This window comes from Janthinobacterium svalbardense (assembly GCF_002327145.1).
Taxonomy (GTDB): domain Bacteria; phylum Pseudomonadota; class Gammaproteobacteria; order Burkholderiales; family Burkholderiaceae_D; genus Janthinobacterium; species Janthinobacterium tructae.
Window position 1 is genome coordinate 1,966,973 of the sequence record NZ_CP023422.1, and the last position, 17,549, is coordinate 1,984,521.

The following is a 17,549-nucleotide window of genomic DNA, read 5'->3' on the forward strand; positions in this document are numbered from 1 at the left end:
CTGTCTTGTCGTATCGCCAAACCCGCCCGCACTTCGGCGGGTTTTTTTTCGCCCCGCCACATTGCGCGGGGCGTCCTGCCGATGGCAAGGCGCAGGCAGCGGGGCCTGCGCCGCGTGTCAGGCGCTGCGCTTGAAGTCGCGGAAGCGGAAGCCAACTAACAATAAGGTGGCAAAGTACGCCACGCCACACAGGCTCACCAGCAGGGCCAGCGCGCCGGCCCGCAGCAGCGGATGGGCTTGCATGGCGATCCAGTCGATGCGCATGGCGCCAGCATACGCCACGCCGCCCATCACGATGAGTGCCGGCAACAGGCGCAGGAAGAACTTGGCCCAGCCCGGTTTCGGCTGGTAGATGCCGCGCTTGCGCAAGCCCCAGTAGAGAAAAGAGGCGTTCAGGCAGGCGCCCAGACCGATCGACAGGGCCAGGCCGGCCACGGCGATGTAGGGCACGAACAGCAGATTCATCAACTGCGTGGCGATCAGCACGCCGATGGCGATTTTCACGGGTGTGCGGATGTCCTGGCGCGCGTAGAACGCGGGCGCCAGGGTTTTCACGAGGATGATGCCGATCAGGCCCAGGCTGTAAGCCACCAGCGGCTGCGTCGACATGGTCACCGATTCGGCCGTGAACTTGCCGTAGTGAAATAATGTCGCGATCAGCGGCGTGGCCAGGGTGGCCATGCCGACGGCGGCGGGCAGGGCCAGCAGGAAAGTCAGGCGCAAGCCCCAGTCCAGCAGGGCCGAGTATTCCGTCTTGTCGCCATCCACGTTTGCCTTTGACAGGCTGGGCAGCAAGATGGTGCCCAGGGCCACGCCCAGCATGGCGGTCGGGAACTCCATCAGGCGGTCCGCATACGACAGCCAGGAAATGCTGCCCTCCGTCAGGCGCGAGGCGATGCTGGTGTTGATCATCAGGCTGATCTGGGCTGCCGAGACGGCGAACACGGCCGGTCCCATTTTTTTCAGCACGCGGCGCACGCCGCCGTCGGACAGGCCGATGGCGGGATTGAACGACAGGCGCGGCAGCATGCCGATCTTGATCAGCGCGGGAATCTGGATGGCCACTTGCAGCAAGCCGCCGGCGAACACGGCAATGGCCATGGCGTAGATCGGCTGTTTCAGGTGCGGCGCGAGGAACAGCGAGGCGGCGATGAATGATAAGTTGAGCAGCACCGGCGTGAAGGCGGGAATCTTGAATTCGCGCCAGGTATTCAGAATGCCGCCGGCCAGGGCCACGAAGGACATGCAAGTAATATAAGGGAACATCAGCCGCGTCATCCACACGGCTGCGTCAAAAGCGCCTGCGTCCTTGGTCAGGCCCGTGGCGATGGCATACACGAACCACGGCGCGCCGACGATGCCGATGGCGGACACCAGCAAGGTGGCCCAGACCAGCGTGGTGGCCACGTGGTCGGCCAGTTGCTTGCTGGCTTCCTGGCCATGCTGGTTCTTGTATTCAGACAAGATCGGCACGAAGGCTTGCGAGAATGCACCCTCGGCAAACAAGCGGCGCAACAGGTTGGGGATGCGGAAGGCAACAATGAAGGCGTCCGTGTAGGCGCCGGCGCCAAAGGCGCGCGCGAACAGGCTTTCGCGCAATAATCCGGTTACACGGGACAGCATGGTCATGCTGGAGATGGCGGCGAGGGTTTTAAGCAAGTTCATGGGGGCAGATTATAGCCGGGCGCGCTACCGTTAAACGCTTAATGATGGTAACAATTGCTGCCGATTCGCTGCCGATTCGCCCTTGCCAGGCCCATTTTCAGGTGTTTTTGGTGTCACACACGGTTTTTTGATTTGCCCCCGCTTGAAAATATCGCTATAATCGAAGGCTGTACAGAATTCTGTTACGCAGACACTAATGTTTGACAGGCACTGGTTTGGCACACATGGTTCGGCAGACGCACAGAACGCACCGGTTGGCAAACACTAATGTTTGCAAACGCACTTTGACCCTGTTTTAGGAAATTCCATGGCAAATACCGCACAAGCGCGCAAACGCGCTCGTCAAGCAGTTAAGCAAAACGCACACAATTCGTCCCAACGTTCGACCTTGCGCACGGCTATCAAAGCTGCTCGCAAAGCGATCCAGGGCGGCGACAAGGCAGCAGCTGCTGCAATCTTCCAAGCATCCGTGTCGACCATCGACCGTATCGCTGACAAGAAGATCATCCACAAAAACAAGGCAGCTCGCCATAAGAGCCGTCTGGCAGCTGCCTTGAAAGCACTGTCCGCTTAATATTCGCCAGCAGGCAAGCCACCATGGTGGCCTTGCCTGTGCCGGTACGCTGGCACTGGTTGAAAAGCAAAAACCCGCAGATTCGTTCTGGCGGGTTTTTTCGCGTTTTTTGCGGCTGCGGCCGCCACTATCTAGCGCACCGCCGGCAGGTTGCCGATGCTCATGCCTGGCTTGATGTTTTTTTGCTTGAACCAGCCCAGGTTCATTTCCAGCGCATAGCGCACGGGCACGGTCTTGGTCGAGCAATGGCTGTCGAGCGTGTGCGCTTGCATGTCTTCGATGTTGACGATCTTGCCGCTGGCGTCGATAAAGGCCACGGACAGGGGTAGCGGCGTGTTCTTCATCCACATGCATTGCGTGGACGGGTTGCCAAAGACGAACAGCATGCCTGCATTCGCCGGCATCTTTTCGCGGTACATCAAGCCTTGTACGCGTTGCGCTTCCGTGGCGGCCACTTCGGCCTGGATCAAATGCATGCCGGCCGAGAGCTGCAAGCTCTTGCCTTGCGGTGTTTGCGCTTGCGCAATGCTGGCGCACGCCAGCAGGGCGATGGACAGGCTGAGACGGCGAGGGGACATTTTCATGGCGCGGGACGGTGGCTGCGAAGCGGCGATTAAGCCATGCTGGCGGCTGCCTGGTCAAGCATGCTGCCTGGCCGCGCCGAAAGCGTGGGGCTACAGCAACAGGGCTGCCGCCGTAACCCCGGGGGCTATACTTATTTCACGGGCTTGCCTGCTTCAGCGGCCGGCTGCTTCGTCTTGCGCGGCTGTGGAATCATGCGTGCTGCATCGGTTGCGGCCGAGGCCTTGCTTGAGGCACCGGAACGCGCCGCGTCCGTCGCAGCGGACGCGTTGACGGAAGCCGCTGCCGGTGACGCCGGCTTGGCGGCGTCGGTGGCGGCCGAGGCATGGCTGGCTGCCGATGCAGGTGGCGGCTTGACGGCATCGGTCGCTGCGGAAGCGTGTACCGTGGCGCCCGATTGCGCCAGTGCGGCGCCGGCAAGCAGGGAAGCGGCCAGCATCAGTATTACTTTTGTCATCATCTTTCCTTTTCCGTCATGTTAAGGTCAGATGATTTTAATGCATTATCTAAAAATAAATAATGCTTATTGGAAAAATTTTACTGCTGAAGCCGTTTATTCTTGTCCTGCTCACGCCTTGCCAATGTTCTCCGCCGGCACTTCACACCATTCGCCGGGCAGCAGAGGGTGGCTGGCCAGCGAGAACGGGCCGATGGCGCTGCGCACCAGGCGCAGGGTGGGCAGACCGACGGCAGCCGTCATGCGCCGCACTTGCCGGTTTTTTCCTTCCTTGAGGGTGATCGCCAGCCACGAGGTCGGCTTGTCCGCGCGCGCACGGATGGGTGGATTGCGCGGCCACAGCCAGTCCGGCTCGGCGATGCGCACGGCCTTGCACGGCTTGGTGATGAAGTCGCCCAGGTCCAGCGGCGCCTGCAGGCGCGCCAGGCTGGCCGCATCGGGCACGCCGTCGACCTGCACCAAATAGGTTTTCGCTTCCTTGCGGTCGGGGTGGCTGATCTCGTGCTGCAGGCGGCCGTCGTCCGTCAGCAGCAGCAAGCCTTCGCTGTCGGCGTCGAGCCGGCCGGCCGGATAGATGCCGGGAATGGTCAAATGGTCGGCCAGCGTGGCGCGGCCGTCCTGCGGCGAAAACTGGCACAAGACCTGGAATGGTTTATTGAAGAGGATGAGTGGCATGCTGGTAGGGGAATTGATGTAAGCGATGGTGGCTGCTGGTCGGCGCCGCAAAAGCGTGGCGCCCTGTAAGATAGTGGTGCATAATGTGAAACACAGTCTTATGTCTTATAGAAGACATGAGCGGTATGGCAACGAGGTTCTTTGGCGCCGCAGATGGCCCGGTGGTTCTTTCCCTGCTAAAGTGCGTTGTTGCCACCATGTTCGGACTTGTTTTTGTAAACTCTGCAACCGCAGAGCGCGTCGCCGGCGTGTGTTGCCCGCCAGCGGTGTGTCCCACTTCGGAGATCACGATGTATCAACATATCACTGTACCTGCTGACGGCCAAAAAATCACCGTCAACGCCGATTTTTCGCTGAATGTACCAGATAATCCCATCGTTCCCTTCATTGAAGGCGATGGCACGGGCATCGATATCAGCCCGGTCATGATCAAGGTGATCGACGCTGCCGTGGCCAAGGCCTATGGCGGCGCGCGCAAGATCAGCTGGATGGAAATCTACGCGGGAGAAAAATCGACGAATGTGTACGGTCCCGATGTGTGGCTGCCGGAAGAAACCCTGGCCGTGCTGAAAGATTACGTCGTCTCCATCAAGGGGCCGCTGACCACGCCCGTCGGCGGCGGCATCCGCTCGCTGAACGTAGCCCTGCGCCAGCAGCTCGATTTGTACGTCTGCCTGCGCCCCGTGCGCTACTTCACAGGCGTGCCGTCGCCCGTGAAAGAGCCGGAAAAGACGGACATGGTGATTTTCCGCGAAAATTCGGAAGACATCTACGCGGGTATCGAATACCAGCAAGGCTCGCCCGAAGCCAAGAAATTGATGGATTTCCTGATCAATGAAATGGGTGTGACGAAGATCCGCTTCCCGGCCACGTCCGGCCTGGGCATCAAGCCCGTGTCCATCGAAGGCACGCAGCGCCTGGTGCGCAAGGCCATCCAGTATGCGATCGACAATGACAAGCCATCCGTGACGATCGTGCACAAAGGCAACATCATGAAGTACACGGAAGGCGGCTTCCGCGACTGGGCGTATGCGCTGGCGCAAAAGGAATTCGGCGCCGAGCTGATCGATGGCGGTCCATGGTGCAAGTTCAAGAATCCGAAGACGGGCCGCGACATCATCGTCAAGGATTCCATTGCTGACGCGTTCCTGCAACAAATCCTGCTGCGTCCGGCCGAATACAGCGTCATCGCCACCTTGAATTTGAACGGCGATTACATTTCCGACGCGCTGGCGGCGCAAGTGGGCGGCATCGGCATCGCGCCCGGCGCCAACCTGTCCGACTCCGTCGCCATGTTTGAAGCGACGCATGGCACGGCGCCGAAGTATGCAGGCAAGGATTACGTGAACCCCGGTTCGCTGATTCTGTCGGCGGAGATGATGCTGCGCCACATGGGCTGGCTGGAAGCGGCCGACCTGATTATTTCTTCAATGCAAAAATCGATCGCCTCGAAGCGCGTCACCTACGATTTCGCCCGCCTGATGGAAGGCGCGACGCAAGTGTCGTGCTCCGGTTTCGGCCAGGTGATGATCGAGCACATGTAACACGCGGGGCAGGGCAGGGTGCAACGCACGCTGCGGACGAAAAAAAACCCCGTCAGGAGACGGGGTTTTTCACATCTGAGGGCCGGCGATGCTTAGGCTGCTTGGATGTTGGAAGCTTGCTTGCCTTTAGGGCCTTGCGTGACTTCGAATTGAACTTTTTGACCTTCTTTGAGGGTCTTGAAACCGTTCATGTTGATTGCGGAGAAATGAGCAAACAAATCTTCGCCGCCATCATCTGGAGTGATGAAGCCAAAACCTTTGGAATCATTGAACCACTTAACTGTACCTGTTGCCATAAAAAGAACTTTCAAAATTAAAACAAATCACACGAGCCATAAAAGCAAGAAGCTTCTTGCCCCCTCCTCGACGTCTCACTTCTTATCAAGCTGTACATTACTGCAACAGTCGATACAGCATTGTTGGCGGAATAAATAATGAAGTCAAGCGCTTTTCCATCGATATTGCCAAATTCTTCACGGCAACCAAAAAAGCAACTCTTGATTTTGACAGCAAGGTCGCCATCTGCGCACTATTAAGAAAACGCGTAAGATTGAAAACAATTGGAAAGGCGTAGATATTGCGCATGACAACCACTGTGAAAGCATTAGAATAAGCGTATGGCAACCAAGCACGACACAGAAACCCTGCTGGAGCGGCAAGTGCTGAAGCCGCCACCGCTCTATCAGGTGGCCTTGCTCAATGACGACTACACCCCGATGGAATTTGTGGTGGCCATCATTGAGGAGTATTTCAACAAGGACCGTGAAACGGCGACGCAAATCATGCTCAGTGTTCATCGCTACGGCAAAGGAGTGTGCGGCGTGTTCTCTAAAGATATAGCGTGTACCAAAGTGGAGTTCGTTTTAACGCATGCGCGCAAGGCGGGGCACCCCCTGCAGTGCGTGATGGAGGAAGTATGATTGCGCAGGAATTAGAAGTTAGTTTGCACATGGCGTTTGTCGAAGCTCGGCAGGCACGGCATGAATTCATCACGGTTGAGCATTTACTGCTGGCACTGCTGGACAATCCCTCCGCTGCCGAGGTGTTGCGTGCCTGCGCGGTCAATATTGAGGACCTGCGCAAGACCCTCACCAATTTCATCGGCGATAACACGCCGACCGTGCCTGGCACGGGCGAAGTCGACACCCAGCCGACGCTTGGTTTCCAGCGCGTGATCCAGCGTGCCATCATGCATGTCCAGTCCGCCTCGAATGGCAAGAAGGAAGTCACGGGCGCCAATGTGCTGGTGGCCATCTTCGGCGAAAAGGATTCGCATGCGGTCTACTACCTGCACCAGCAGGGCGTGACGCGCCTGGACGTGGTCAATTTTATATCGCACGGCGTGCGCAAGGACCAGTCGACGGAAAGCGCGAAAGCCTCCGAAGGCGTGGAAGACGCGCCCGTCGAGGGCCAGCCGAAGGAAAGCCCGCTCGACCAGTTCACGCAAAACCTGAACAAGGCCGCTGCCGAAGGCAAGATCGACCCGCTGATCGGCCGCGAGGAAGAAGTCGACCGCGTGATCCAGATCCTGTGCCGCCGCCGCAAGAACAATCCGCTGCTCGTCGGCGAGGCGGGCGTGGGCAAGACGGCCATCGCCGAAGGCCTTGCTTACCGCATCACGCAAAGCGATGTGCCGGAAATCCTGCAAAATGCCGTCGTGTACTCGCTGGACATGGGCGCCTTGCTGGCCGGGACCAAATACCGCGGTGACTTCGAACAGCGCCTGAAAGCCGTGCTGAAACAGCTGAAGGACAATCCGAACGGCATCCTGTTCATCGACGAGATCCACACCATCATCGGTGCGGGCTCGGCCTCGGGCGGTACCCTGGATGCGTCGAACTTGCTGAAACCGGCACTGGCGAATGGCCAGCTGAAATGCATCGGCGCCACCACGTACACGGAATTCCGCGGCGTGTTCGAGAAAGACCACGCGCTCTCCCGCCGTTTCCAGAAAGTGGACGTCAACGAGCCGACCGTCGAGCAGACCATCCAGATTCTGCGCGGCCTCAAGTCGCGCTTCGAAGAGCACCATGGCGTGAAATACTCGGCCTCGGCCCTGACGACGGCGGCCGAACTGGCGGCGCGCTTCATCAACGACCGCCATCTGCCCGACAAGGCGATCGACGTCATCGATGAAGCGGGCGCGGCGCAGCGCATCTTGCCGAAGTCGAAGCAAAAGAAAACCATCGGCAAGGCCGAGATCGAGGACATCATCGCCAAGATCGCGCGCATTCCGCCGCAAACGGTCAACCAGGATGACCGCAGCAAGCTGCAGACGATCGACCGCGACTTGCGCAATGTCGTGTTCGGCCAAGATCCTGCCATCGACGCGCTGGCGTCGGCCATCAAGATGGCCCGTGCCGGCCTGGGCAAGACGGACAAGCCGATCGGCTCCTTCCTGTTCTCCGGCCCGACGGGCGTGGGCAAGACCGAGGTGGCCAAGCAACTGGCCTTCATCCTCGGCATCGAGCTGATCCGTTTCGACATGTCCGAATACATGGAGCGCCACGCGGTCAGCCGTTTGATCGGTGCGCCACCGGGCTACGTTGGTTTCGACCAGGGCGGCTTGCTGACGGAAGCGATCACCAAGAAGCCGCATGCGGTCTTGCTGCTCGACGAAATTGAAAAAGCCCATCCGGACATTTTCAATATCCTGCTGCAGGTGATGGACCACGGCACCTTGACGGACAACAATGGCCGCAAAGCCGATTTCCGCAACGTGATCATCATCATGACCACCAATGCGGGCGCGGAGAGCTTGCAGAAAGCTTCGATCGGTTTCACCAATTCCAAGCAGGCAGGCGACGAGATGGCCGACATCAAGCGCATGTTCACGCCGGAATTCCGCAACCGCATCGACGCGACCATCAGCTTCCGCGCGCTGGACCAGGAAATCATCCTGCGCGTGGTCGACAAGTTCCTGATGCAGCTGGAAGAGCAGTTGCACGAGAAAAAGGTCGAAGCCGTGTTTACCGAGAAGCTGCGTGCTTTCCTCGGCAAGAAAGGCTTCGATCCGCTGATGGGTGCGCGGCCGATGGCACGCCTGATCCAGGATCTGATCCGCAAGGCCTTGGCCGACGAGCTGCTGTTCGGCCGTCTGGTCACGGGCGGACGGGTCACCGTCGACCTCGACGACAAGGACCAGGTCTTGCTGGAATTCCCGGAACCGCCAGACGCGGCGCCGACGGCAGCACCGGAAACGGTGGAAGTCGAGTAATCGCCTTCCGCTGCGACGCAGTGCTTAAGAAACCCGCCCCACGCAAGTGGTGCGGGTTTTTTGTCGTTTTTGTGGGCAATAAAGAAGGTTTTCTTTGGTCGCAGTTATGCCAGAATTGCTGTCCGGTATCGACATGATGTCCATGCCACCTGACCGCTATCTGGATGCTCACATGAAAATTTCCCGCAATCTTGCCTTGCTCCTGTTGTCCGCCGGCCTGCTGGGCAACGCTGCCGCTGCCTCCGCTCCTGCCGGCAGCTATTTCCGTTTCCCCGCCGTACGCGGCGACACCGTCGTCTTCACGGCCGAAGGCGATTTGTGGAAAAGCAGCGTGCGCGGCGGCGCGGCGCAGCGTCTGACCACGCATCCCGGCTATGAAACGAACGCGGCGATTTCGCGCGACGGCCTGTGGCTGGCCTTTTCCGCCGCCTACGAAGGGGCACAGGAGGCATATGTGATGCCGCTGGCGGGCGGCTTGCCGCGCCGTATTTCCTTTGATAATGGCGGCGTGCTGGTGCTTGGCTGGACGGCGCAGGGCGAAGTGCTGGTCAGCACGCAAAATACGGACGGTCCCGCTTCGCGCCGTATCGTCGCCGCCATCGATCCCGTGAAACAGACGCGCCGCGTGTTTCCCGTGGCTGACGCCAACGACGCCGTGCTCGACGACGCAGGCAAGACCTTGTTTTTCACGCGTTTCGGCCTGGCCATGACCAACGACAATGTGCGCAACTACCGGGGCGGTGCGCATGCCACCCTGTGGCGCTACGACCTGGACGGCAAGGGTGAGGCCGTGCGCATGCACACGGAAGCCGCCGTGTTGGCGGGCAACAACAAGCGCCCCATGTGGTGGCAGGGCCGCGTGATCTACATCAGCGACGCGGGCGGCAGCGACAACCTGTGGAGCATGCTGCCCGACGGCTCCGACCGCCGCGCGTTGACCAGCCACACGCAGTGGGACGTGCGCAATGCCGCGCTGGGCGACGGCAAGGTGGTCTACCAGCTGGGTGCGGATTTGCACGTGCTGGACCTGAACGTTGCTGCAACAGGCACCTCGCAGGCGCTGGCCATCAGCCTCGTGTCCGACTTCGACCAGCAGCGCGCGCGCCAGATCCGCTCGCCGCTCGATACCTTGAGCAATGTGCAGCTGTCGGGCAAGGATGAGCGCATCATCCTCACTGCACGGGGCCGTGTCAGCATCGCCGGCACGGGCAGCCTGCGCCGCGTCGACATCGCCATTCCCGAAGGGGCGCGGGCGCGCGATGCCGTCTTTTCCAGCGACGAAAAATCCGTGTTCGCCATCGTCGACACGAGCGGCGAGAACGAAATCTGGAAGTACGCCGCCGATGGTTCGGGCAAGGGCGAGCAGCTGACGACGCAGGGCGATAACCACCGCTGGAAACTGTACCCGTCGCCGGATGGGCGCTGGCTGGCGCACACGGACAAGAAGGGTCGTTTCTGGCTGCTGGACCTGGCGACCCGTGGCAACCAGCTGATCGACGACGCGGGCAAGGCGGGCGTGGACAAGCACGACGAAGTGCAATGGTCGCCCGACAGCCGCAACCTGGCCATCGTGCGCGTGGCCAGCAACGAGCAGCGCGAGCAGATCGGCTTGTACAACCTCGCCTCGAAGCAGCTGCAATTCGTCACCAGCGACCGCTACACGTCCGCTTCGCCCGTGTTTTCGCCCGATGGGCGCTGGCTGTATTTCATGTCGGCGCGCAATTTCCAGCTGGCCAACGGGTCGCCGTGGGGCGACCGCAACATGGGCCCCGTGTTTGACAAGCGCATCGGCGTGTATGCGCTGGCGCTGCAGCCGGGCAGCCGTTTTCCGTTCCAGCCCGATGATGAGCTGAGCCGTCCCGGCGTGAAGCCGGCCGAGACGGACGATGAAAAGGCGGCCGAACTGGCGGCCGAAAAGGCCCTGGAGAAAGCCGGCGGCAAGACGGCCGTGAAGAAAACGCCGGCGGCCCTGCCGGACGTCGTCTTCAAAGGACTGGCCGAGCGCTTGTATGAAGTACCGCTGGCGGCGGGCAATTACAGCGCACTGGCCATGGATGACAAGCGCCTGTATTTCCTTGAGCGCGACAGCGGCGAGAGCAAGTCCAGCCTGAAGACGCTCGCCATCGGCAATACCGGCTCCAAGCCGGAACTGCTGGTGGCCAATGTGCGCGAATTCGACCTGGCCCAGGATAAAAAGCATTTGTACTACAGGACAGCAGCGGCTACTGGGCCGGGCGAGATGCTGGTGATCGAGGCGGGCGCCAAGCTGCCATCCGACCTGTCGAAGGCCAAGGTCAAGGTCGACGACTGGACGTTTGTGTCGAATCCGCGCCTGGAATGGAAGCAGATGTTCAACGACGCCTGGCGCTTGCACCGCGACTTCCTGTACGACGCGAAGATGCGCGGCGTGAACTGGAAGGCGGCGCGCGACAAATATGCACCGCTGGTCGAGCGGGTCACGGACCGCGCCGAACTCAATGACGTGCTGGGCATGATGGTGGCCGAAGTGGGCGCCCTGCATTCGCAGATCCGTCCCGGCGAATTGCGCCGCACGGAGCAGGAAGGCACGCCGGCCGGCCTGGGCGCCGTGCTGGCGCGCACTGGCGACGGCTACCTGGTCGAGCATGTCTACCGCAGCGAGGCGGAATTGCCCTCGGCGCGCGCACCCCTGTCGCGTCCTGAAGTGGACGTGAAGGCGGGCGACGTGATCACGGCCGTCAACGGCAAGGACGTGCTGGCCGCGCGCGATATCAGCGACCTGCTGCTGAACCAGGCGGACAAGCAGGTGCTGCTGCAGGTCCAACGAGGTAAAGGTGCGCCGCGCGCCGTCATCGTCACGCCCGTCAACATGGCGAAACAGACGGCGCTGCGCTATGGCGACTGGGAGTTGAGCCGCGCCGAACAGGTGGCGGCCGCCTCGCAGGGGCGCATCGGCTACCTGCACCTGCGCGCCATGGGCGCGAACGACATCGCCTCGTTCGCGCGCGACTTTTACGCCAACATCAACCGCGAAGGCCTGATCATCGACGTGCGGCGCAATAACGGCGGCAATATCGACAGCTGGATCATCGAAAAACTGCTGCGCAAGGCCTGGGCTTACTGGGCGCCGCCGGGCGTGCAGCCATCGTCGAACATGCAGAACACCTTCCGCGGCCACCTGGTGGTGCTGGTCGATGAACTGACGTATTCGGATGGCGAGACCTTCGCCGCCGGCATCAAGGCATTGAAACTGGCACCGCTGGTAGGCAAGCGCACGGCCGGCGCCGGCGTCTGGCTGAGCGACAATACGCGCCTGGCCGACAATGGCATGGCGCGCGTGGCGGAAAACGGCCAGTTCGGCATCGATGGCCAGTGGCTGATCGAAGGCGTCGGCGTGGTGCCGGACGTCGAGGTGGAAAATCCGCCGCACGCCACTTTCAATGGCGCCGACCGCCAGCTGGAAGTGGCGCTCGACATGCTGGCGAAAAAGCTCAAAGAGCAGCCGCGCCCCGCTTTCCAGGCGCAGCCGATCCCCGCGCTGAAGTAGTCGCGTTACAGGCCGCAGACGGCCTTGAACTGTTGCGCGCGGCGGCGTGATACTTCCACCACGCTGCCGTCCAGCAGGTGCAGGTCGAGGCCATCGGCCGCATTTGCCGTGAGTTGCGCCACCTGCGCCAGGTTGACGATCTGGCGCCGGTTGGCGCGCAAGAACAGGGATGGATCGAGCTTTTCTTCCAGCTGGTTCAGGGTGCGCAGCATCAGCGGATGCTGTGCACCGAAATGCACGCGCGTGTAGTTGCCTTCTGATTCGAGCAGGCGGATATCGTCAAACGCGACAAACCAGCAGCGCTCCCCATCCTTGATGAAGACCTTGCGCGGCGCGGGTGGCGGCACGGCTTGCGCCCGTGCGCCGGCACGCGCCAGGGCCGTGGCCAAGCGTGCCGCCTGCACAGGTTTTTGCAGGTAGTCGAGGGCGCTCACTTCAAACGCCTGCAGCGCGTACTGGTCGAAGGCCGTGCAAAAGATAACGTCGGGCGCATCATCGAGCGCGGCCAGCAGGTCGAAACCGGAGCCGCCCGGCATCTGCACGTCGAGCAGCAGCAGGTCCGGGCGCAGTTTGCCGATCTGCGCGATGGCGTCGGCCGCGCTGGCCGCCTCGCCGACGATCTCCACGGCGCCCTGCTGCACATGCGGCGCCAGCAGGCGACGCAGCTCGGCGCGCGCCAGGCGCTCGTCATCGACCAGCAGCACCTTGAGCGGCTGACCGTTCATGCCAGTTCCGGCAAATGGATGGTGGCATATACCCAGCCCGCCTGCTGGCGCAGTTCCAGGCTGGCGTGCTCGCCGCAGGCCAGCTGCAAACGCTGGCGCGCATTGCGCAGGCCGACGCAGGTGGAGTTGCCTGGTTCGTGCAAGGCGCCCGTGTTGGCGACATCGATCCGCAGCATGGCGGCGCCGTTGGCAGGGTTGGCGCGCCGTGCCGTGATGCGGATGTCGCCGCCATCGGCGCTTGTCTCCACACCATATTTGACGGCGTTTTCCACCAGCGTTTGCAGGGCCATGGGCGGCACGCGCACGTGATCGATGCCAGGGGTGATGTCGAAGCTGACGCGCAGGCGCTCCTCGAAGCGTATTTGCTCGATCGCCAGGTAGGCGCGCACCGCGTCCAGTTCGGCCGCCAGCGGCACCGTCGCATGCTGGCCGGACTGCAGCGCGTGACGCATCAGGTTGGCCAGCTGATCGATCATCTGCGCGGCCGCCTCGCGGTCTTCGAAGATCAGCGCGCGCACGCTATTGAGGCTGTTGAAGAAAAAATGTGGATTGACTTGCGCCTGCAGCGCGCGCAACTGGGCGTCCTTGGCCAGCATTTCCAGACGCAGCGCCTCGGCCTCGAAGCGGCTGGCGCGGCGCAGCGACAGCGCGGTGAAGTAGAACACCGTCCAGGTCAGAAATACCCCGAACCAGAACAGCAGCGCGCCGGGCAGCCAGGCGATGCCGCGGATGGTGCCGGGCGGATACATGACGTGGAAGGCGGCTGTCACGCTGGCCGTCTGGATGACGGCCAGCAGGATCAGCGACGGCACGATGCGTTGCCAGCGCAAGCCGTTTGCCGCCCAGCCGCGCCGGCGCAAAACGCCATGCCACAGGTGCGACAGCAACAGCCCGCCCAGCGAGCCCCAGCAGGCAATCGTCACGACGATGCGCAGCTGCGAGGAGCCGCCATACACGCTGTTGAACAGGGTGAGTGCGCCCCAGCCGGCCAGCTGGAAGGTCCAGTACCAGTTGATCCTGGCCAGCAGCGGCGGCCGGTGCAAGGGCGCGTTCACTGCCTAGTCCAGGAACTGTTCGATGCGCGCATACATCCAGTCCGGCTGGTCGTACATGATGAAATGGCGCGCCGTGTCAGCCAGCGCGATTTTTACGCCTGGCAGCTGTGCATACTGCTGCTGGAAGGTCGCTTCGATGGCCGCGCGCGGCGCATAATCCTTGTAGGCGATCCAGGTGCCCAGTACCAGCGTGGGCGACTGCACTTTCGCCACGTCCTGGCGCAGGTCGCTGGCCATCAGCGTACCCATGGCACGGATGACCGTTTCGCGGTCCGAGCGCTGGCCCCAGCCGATGATGCGCTCCACGTCGGCCGGCGCGCTGGCCATGCCGGCGACGGCGCGGCGCTGGCTGGCGCTTGAGCTGGCTGCATCCTGCGCCCGCATGGCCGATTGCATCTGGCTTGACATGGCTTGCAGCTGTTCCGGCGTTATGGAGGGCATTTGCACGGCGCCCAGCGCCGGCAGCGAGTCGACGATCAGCAGCTTGCCCGTTTGGGCCGGATGGTCGATGGCCATTTTCAACGCCAGGAAGCCGCCCAGGCTATGCCCGATGATGGCTGGCCGGCCCAGTTTTTGGGTGCTGATGTAGGCAGCCAGTTGCTGCTCCGCCTGCGCCAGCAGGTCGCCTTCGATGGGCGCCACGCCGGCAAAGCCGGCCAGGGTCAGCACATGGCAGGCGCGTCCTGTTTTCGGTCCGCACAGGCGTGCCACCGTGCCTTGCCAGACTTCGCCCGAGGATGCCAGGCCGGGAATCAGGATCAGCGGGCGGCCCTGGCCCGTGACCTCGACCGTGAATGCCGCAGGCGCGGCTGCCTGGCTGGCGCCTGCCAGCAGCACGCTGGTGAGCAAGATCAATGTTTGCAATGTTCGTTTCATGGGGTATTCCTCCTTGACGACCATGCTAGCGGCACAGGCGCCCCGCAGCCAGTGCTGCGGGATGAACGGCGCCAGCGCAGGATGAGCGGTTCAGACCCATTCATCCTGATCCTGGCAGTGCTCGGGAAGATAGGTCAGGTACTGCACCATGCGCGGTGCCGGGCCGCGGTTGGGCGTGGCGCAATGGGGCAGGGCCTGGTGCCAGATGATGAAATCACCGGCCTTGCCATCGACGGCAACGGGGCGCAAGTCGCTGACGGCCCAGTCGCGCGGCGGGCAGTCAGGCGGCACACCTGCCAGCCACTGTTCCATGCGGTGCTGGAAGCCGGGTACACAATGGAAGGCGCCATGCTGTGGCGGGCAGTCGCTCAGGTAGAGCATGCCTTGCAGCTTGAAGGGAATCGGCAGGCGCAAGCTGATATCCCAGTGCAGCGGGCTGCCCATGAAACGGTAGTTCTCGTTTTCCGGCGGATTGAAGCTCACCTTGTCGATGGAGGGGTAGATCGGCTGCTGGCCATACAGTTGTTGGTAGGCGTGGCGGATGTGCGCGCAGTGCCGGTTCGCCTGCAGGGCTGGATGGTCGGAAAACTGCAGCATCAGGCCGCTTTTTCCCGGATGCGGCAGATACCAGGATGCGGGTTGCCCAGGATTGGCGCCAAGAAAGTCCCAGATGGCGGCCCGGGCGGCCGCGCATTGTTCGCGCGGCACGGCGCCGCGCAGCAGCAGATAGCCGTGCTCATTGAAGTGGCGCACGTCGGCGGCCGACAGCACATCTTCATGCGCGATGGACGCCGCTTGCGGGCGCGTGCGCGCCGTCACCCAACTGGTGAACGCGTCCAGGGACGGTTGCTCCTGAAACAGGAATTGCAAGGCATCGTCCAGGCAGATGCCGCGCGCATACAGCGCCTTGGTTTCGCCGTTGCCCCTGGACGGCGCAGCGGCGCCGGATGTGCCGCTGCGCCTGGTGCAGCGCGCCCATAAGTCGTGCAGGAAAAGCCAGTCGTCCATAGTTCGTGTCGGTGGCGGCGGGAGTTGGGGCGTCAGCCGGCGCGCAGCCGGCGCCACAGCGTCGTGCGGCTGATGCCCAGGTAGTGGGCCGCGGCATCGCGGCGGCCGCCGAAGCGCGCCAGTACTTCGCTGGCGCTTTCAGACGGGACAGGTGGCGGCGCCGGCAGCAGCGCCGCCGTGCTGGCGCCGTTGGCCAGTTCCGGCGCCACGCCCAGCACGAAGGCGGGGGTCAGCGCCTGCAGCGGTTCGGCGGCCAGGAACAGCGCCAGGCGCTCGGCCAGGTTGCGCAGTTCGCGCACGTTGCCGGGCCATTCGTAGCGGCGCAGCAGCGGCGCGCAGGCATGGATTTCCGCGTGCAGGTTGGGGTGTGGCCGGGCGCCCAGCGCGGCCAGCGCGTTTTTCAGCGACCATTCTGCCAGGCCTGGAATATCGCTGGCGCGTTCGCGCAGGGCGGGCAAATGCAGGCGCAGCACGGCCAGACGGTAGAACAAGTCGGCGCGGAAGCGGCCTTCGCGGATGCGCTGTTCCAGGTCGCAGTGGGTGGCGCTGATGATACGCACATGGATGGCGATGGGCCGCGTGCCGCCCACGCGCACCACTTCGCGCTCTTCCAGCACGCGCAGCAATCGCGTTTGCAAAGGCAAGGGCATTTCGCCGATTTCGTCGAGGAACAGGGTGCCGTGGTTGGCCGCTTCGAACAGGCCCGCATGGCCGCCCCGGCGCGCCCCCGTAAAGGCCCCGTCCTCGTGGCCGAACAGTTCCGATTCCAGCAAGGACTCGGCGATGGCGCCGCAATTGATGGCGATGAAGGGCCGGTTCGCGCCCAGGCTGCGCGGGCTTTCGCGGTGGATCGCCTGCGCCACCAGCTCCTTGCCGCTGCCCGTCTCGCCCTGGATCAGCACCGTCGCCGGCGAGCGCGCATACAGCACCACCGACTGGCGCAGCGCTTCCATCGCTTCCGATTCGCCGCGCAAATCGTGCAGGCCGTGCCGCGCGCGCAGGGTGTCGGCCACCACCGCGCGCCGTCCCCGGTTCGATTCGATCTGGGTCAGGCGCGCCAGTTCCAGTGCGTCGTCGAAGGCGCGCCGGATGGCCGTGGCCGAATACACGAAAACGGCGGCCAGTCCCGCCTCTTCGGCCAGGTCGGTGACGAGGCCCGCGCCGACGACGGCTTTGACTCCCGCCGCCTTCAATTCGTTGATCTGCGCACGCGCATCTTCCTCGGTGGCGTAGGTGCGCTGGGCAATCTGGAAGCCGAAGGTGGCGGCAAATTCGGCCAGTTCCGGCATCGGGTCCTGGTAGGTGACCACGCCGATGTCCGGCGAGATGCGCCGCGCGCGCGCCAGTGCCTGCATCACGTCGTAGCCGCTGGCCTTGGCGATGATGACGGGTACCGACAGCCGGCCTTTCAGGTAGGCGCCGTTCGAGCCGGCGGCGATGACGGCGTCACAGCGCTCCGTGGCCATGCGTTCGCGGATGTGGCGCACGGCGTCGTCGAAGCCCAGGTTGATCGGCTCAATCGTTGCCAGGTCGTCGTATTCGAGCGTGATGTCGCGGAACAGGTCGAACAACCGCGAGACGGAGACGGTCCAGATGACGGGTTTGTCGCGGTGGTCGAGCGGAGGTTGGGGAGGGCGGCGCATGC

The 17,549-nt window shown here is 62.6% G+C and carries 15 protein-coding genes; 5 read left to right on the forward strand and 10 right to left on the reverse strand.

From position 1 onward, the window contains the following. Positions 1–117: 117 nt before the first annotated feature. Positions 118–1,665, reverse strand: coding sequence for a murein biosynthesis integral membrane protein MurJ (gene murJ / locus CNX70_RS08710; protein ID WP_096234383.1), 1,548 nt, complete (start codon positions 1,663–1,665; stop codon positions 118–120). Between the two features lie 307 nt (positions 1,666–1,972). Between murJ and rpsT the strand changes: the two genes are divergently transcribed. Next, complete coding sequence (gene rpsT, locus CNX70_RS08715) at positions 1,973–2,239, forward strand: 30S ribosomal protein S20 (protein WP_010395935.1); 267 nt, start codon at positions 1,973–1,975, stop codon at positions 2,237–2,239. 131 nt (positions 2,240–2,370) lie between these two features. Here the strand turns inward: rpsT and CNX70_RS08720 are convergent, their stop codons facing one another. The 3 genes from CNX70_RS08720 to CNX70_RS08730 all read right to left on the reverse strand — a co-directional run bounded on the left by CNX70_RS08720 (position 2,371) and on the right by CNX70_RS08730 (position 3,953). Then, a complete protein-coding gene (locus CNX70_RS08720) occupies positions 2,371–2,823 on the reverse strand; it encodes a DUF192 domain-containing protein (protein ID WP_096234384.1) in 453 nt (150 codons plus the stop codon). Positions 2,824–2,954: 131 nt separating this feature from the next. Next, positions 2,955–3,278 (reverse strand): hypothetical protein, encoded by a 324-nt coding sequence (locus CNX70_RS08725; RefSeq protein ID WP_157750955.1) that lies wholly within the window; start codon positions 3,276–3,278, stop codon positions 2,955–2,957. Positions 3,279–3,389: 111 nt separating this feature from the next. Next, positions 3,390–3,953: a pseudouridine synthase gene (locus tag CNX70_RS08730; RefSeq protein WP_096234386.1), complete on the reverse strand. Its 564-nt coding sequence runs from the start codon at positions 3,951–3,953 to the stop codon at positions 3,390–3,392. 290 nt (positions 3,954–4,243) lie between these two features. Here CNX70_RS08730 and icd point away from each other — a divergent pair, with 290 nt between their 5' ends. Further along, entirely contained in the window at positions 4,244–5,497 is a 1,254-nt protein-coding gene (icd, locus tag CNX70_RS08735) for an NADP-dependent isocitrate dehydrogenase (protein WP_096234387.1), read from the forward strand. Positions 5,498–5,589: 92 nt separating this feature from the next. Here the strand turns inward: icd and cspE are convergent, their stop codons facing one another. Further along, a complete protein-coding gene (gene cspE, locus CNX70_RS08740; protein ID WP_010395943.1) occupies positions 5,590–5,793 on the reverse strand; it encodes a transcription antiterminator/RNA stability regulator CspE in 204 nt (67 codons plus the stop codon). A 321-nt stretch (positions 5,794–6,114) separates the two neighbouring features. Between cspE and clpS the strand changes: the two genes are divergently transcribed. The 3 genes from clpS (at position 6,115) to CNX70_RS08755 (ending at position 12,240) form a co-directional block, all read left to right on the forward strand. After that, positions 6,115–6,417 (forward strand): ATP-dependent Clp protease adapter ClpS, encoded by a 303-nt coding sequence (gene clpS, locus CNX70_RS08745; RefSeq protein WP_096234388.1) that lies wholly within the window; start codon positions 6,115–6,117, stop codon positions 6,415–6,417. Then, positions 6,414–8,714 carry an ATP-dependent Clp protease ATP-binding subunit ClpA gene (gene clpA / locus CNX70_RS08750; RefSeq protein ID WP_071078867.1) on the forward strand — a complete coding sequence of 767 codons (2,301 nt, stop codon included), beginning with the start codon at positions 6,414–6,416 and terminating at the stop codon, positions 8,712–8,714. The genes clpS and clpA overlap by 4 nt, the downstream gene beginning before the upstream one ends. A gap of 172 nt (positions 8,715–8,886) precedes the next feature. After that, complete coding sequence (locus CNX70_RS08755; RefSeq protein WP_244199082.1) at positions 8,887–12,240, forward strand: S41 family peptidase; 3,354 nt, start codon at positions 8,887–8,889, stop codon at positions 12,238–12,240. A gap of 5 nt (positions 12,241–12,245) precedes the next feature. On the opposite strand, the gene CNX70_RS08760 is transcribed toward CNX70_RS08755, so the two are convergent. The 5 genes from CNX70_RS08760 to prpR all read right to left on the reverse strand — a co-directional run bounded on the left by CNX70_RS08760 (position 12,246) and on the right by prpR (position 17,547). After that, positions 12,246–12,965 (reverse strand): LytR/AlgR family response regulator transcription factor, encoded by a 720-nt coding sequence (locus tag CNX70_RS08760; protein ID WP_096234390.1) that lies wholly within the window; start codon positions 12,963–12,965, stop codon positions 12,246–12,248. Further along, positions 12,962–14,020, reverse strand: a complete 1,059-nt coding sequence (locus CNX70_RS08765) for a sensor histidine kinase (protein WP_244199083.1) — start codon at positions 14,018–14,020, stop codon at positions 12,962–12,964. The genes CNX70_RS08760 and CNX70_RS08765 overlap by 4 nt, the downstream gene beginning before the upstream one ends. Positions 14,021–14,023: 3 nt before the next feature. Further along, positions 14,024–14,896: an alpha/beta fold hydrolase gene (locus tag CNX70_RS08770; RefSeq protein WP_096234391.1), complete on the reverse strand. Its 873-nt coding sequence runs from the start codon at positions 14,894–14,896 to the stop codon at positions 14,024–14,026. A gap of 90 nt (positions 14,897–14,986) precedes the next feature. Further along, positions 14,987–15,904 (reverse strand): phytanoyl-CoA dioxygenase family protein, encoded by a 918-nt coding sequence (locus CNX70_RS08775; protein ID WP_096234392.1) that lies wholly within the window; start codon positions 15,902–15,904, stop codon positions 14,987–14,989. A 32-nt stretch (positions 15,905–15,936) separates the two neighbouring features. After that, positions 15,937–17,547: a propionate catabolism operon regulatory protein PrpR gene (gene prpR, locus CNX70_RS08780; protein WP_096234393.1), complete on the reverse strand. Its 1,611-nt coding sequence runs from the start codon at positions 17,545–17,547 to the stop codon at positions 15,937–15,939. Positions 17,548–17,549 lie beyond the last annotated feature (2 nt).

What these genes read in the sequence shown, in the direction of transcription:
- murJ (WP_096234383.1), bottom strand. Translation starts at nt 1,665, where the DNA reads ATGAACTTGCTTAAAACCCTCGCCGCCATCTCCAGCATGACCATGCTG.
- rpsT (WP_010395935.1), top strand. Translation starts at nt 1,973, where the DNA reads ATGGCAAATACCGCACAAGCGCGCAAACGCGCTCGTCAAGCAGTTAAG.
- CNX70_RS08720 (WP_096234384.1), bottom strand. Translation starts at nt 2,823, where the DNA reads ATGAAAATGTCCCCTCGCCGTCTCAGCCTGTCCATCGCCCTGCTGGCG.
- CNX70_RS08725 (WP_157750955.1), bottom strand. Translation starts at nt 3,278, where the DNA reads ATGACAAAAGTAATACTGATGCTGGCCGCTTCCCTGCTTGCCGGCGCC.
- CNX70_RS08730 (WP_096234386.1), bottom strand. Translation starts at nt 3,953, where the DNA reads ATGCCACTCATCCTCTTCAATAAACCATTCCAGGTCTTGTGCCAGTTT.
- icd (WP_096234387.1), top strand. Translation starts at nt 4,244, where the DNA reads ATGTATCAACATATCACTGTACCTGCTGACGGCCAAAAAATCACCGTC.
- cspE (WP_010395943.1), bottom strand. Translation starts at nt 5,793, where the DNA reads ATGGCAACAGGTACAGTTAAGTGGTTCAATGATTCCAAAGGTTTTGGC.
- clpS (WP_096234388.1), top strand. Translation starts at nt 6,115, where the DNA reads ATGGCAACCAAGCACGACACAGAAACCCTGCTGGAGCGGCAAGTGCTG.
- clpA (WP_071078867.1), top strand. Translation starts at nt 6,414, where the DNA reads ATGATTGCGCAGGAATTAGAAGTTAGTTTGCACATGGCGTTTGTCGAA.
- CNX70_RS08755 (WP_244199082.1), top strand. Translation starts at nt 8,887, where the DNA reads ATGAAAATTTCCCGCAATCTTGCCTTGCTCCTGTTGTCCGCCGGCCTG.
- CNX70_RS08760 (WP_096234390.1), bottom strand. Translation starts at nt 12,965, where the DNA reads ATGAACGGTCAGCCGCTCAAGGTGCTGCTGGTCGATGACGAGCGCCTG.
- CNX70_RS08770 (WP_096234391.1), bottom strand. Translation starts at nt 14,896, where the DNA reads ATGAAACGAACATTGCAAACATTGATCTTGCTCACCAGCGTGCTGCTG.
- CNX70_RS08775 (WP_096234392.1), bottom strand. Translation starts at nt 15,904, where the DNA reads ATGGACGACTGGCTTTTCCTGCACGACTTATGGGCGCGCTGCACCAGG.
- prpR (WP_096234393.1), bottom strand. Translation starts at nt 17,547, where the DNA reads ATGCGCCGCCCTCCCCAACCTCCGCTCGACCACCGCGACAAACCCGTC.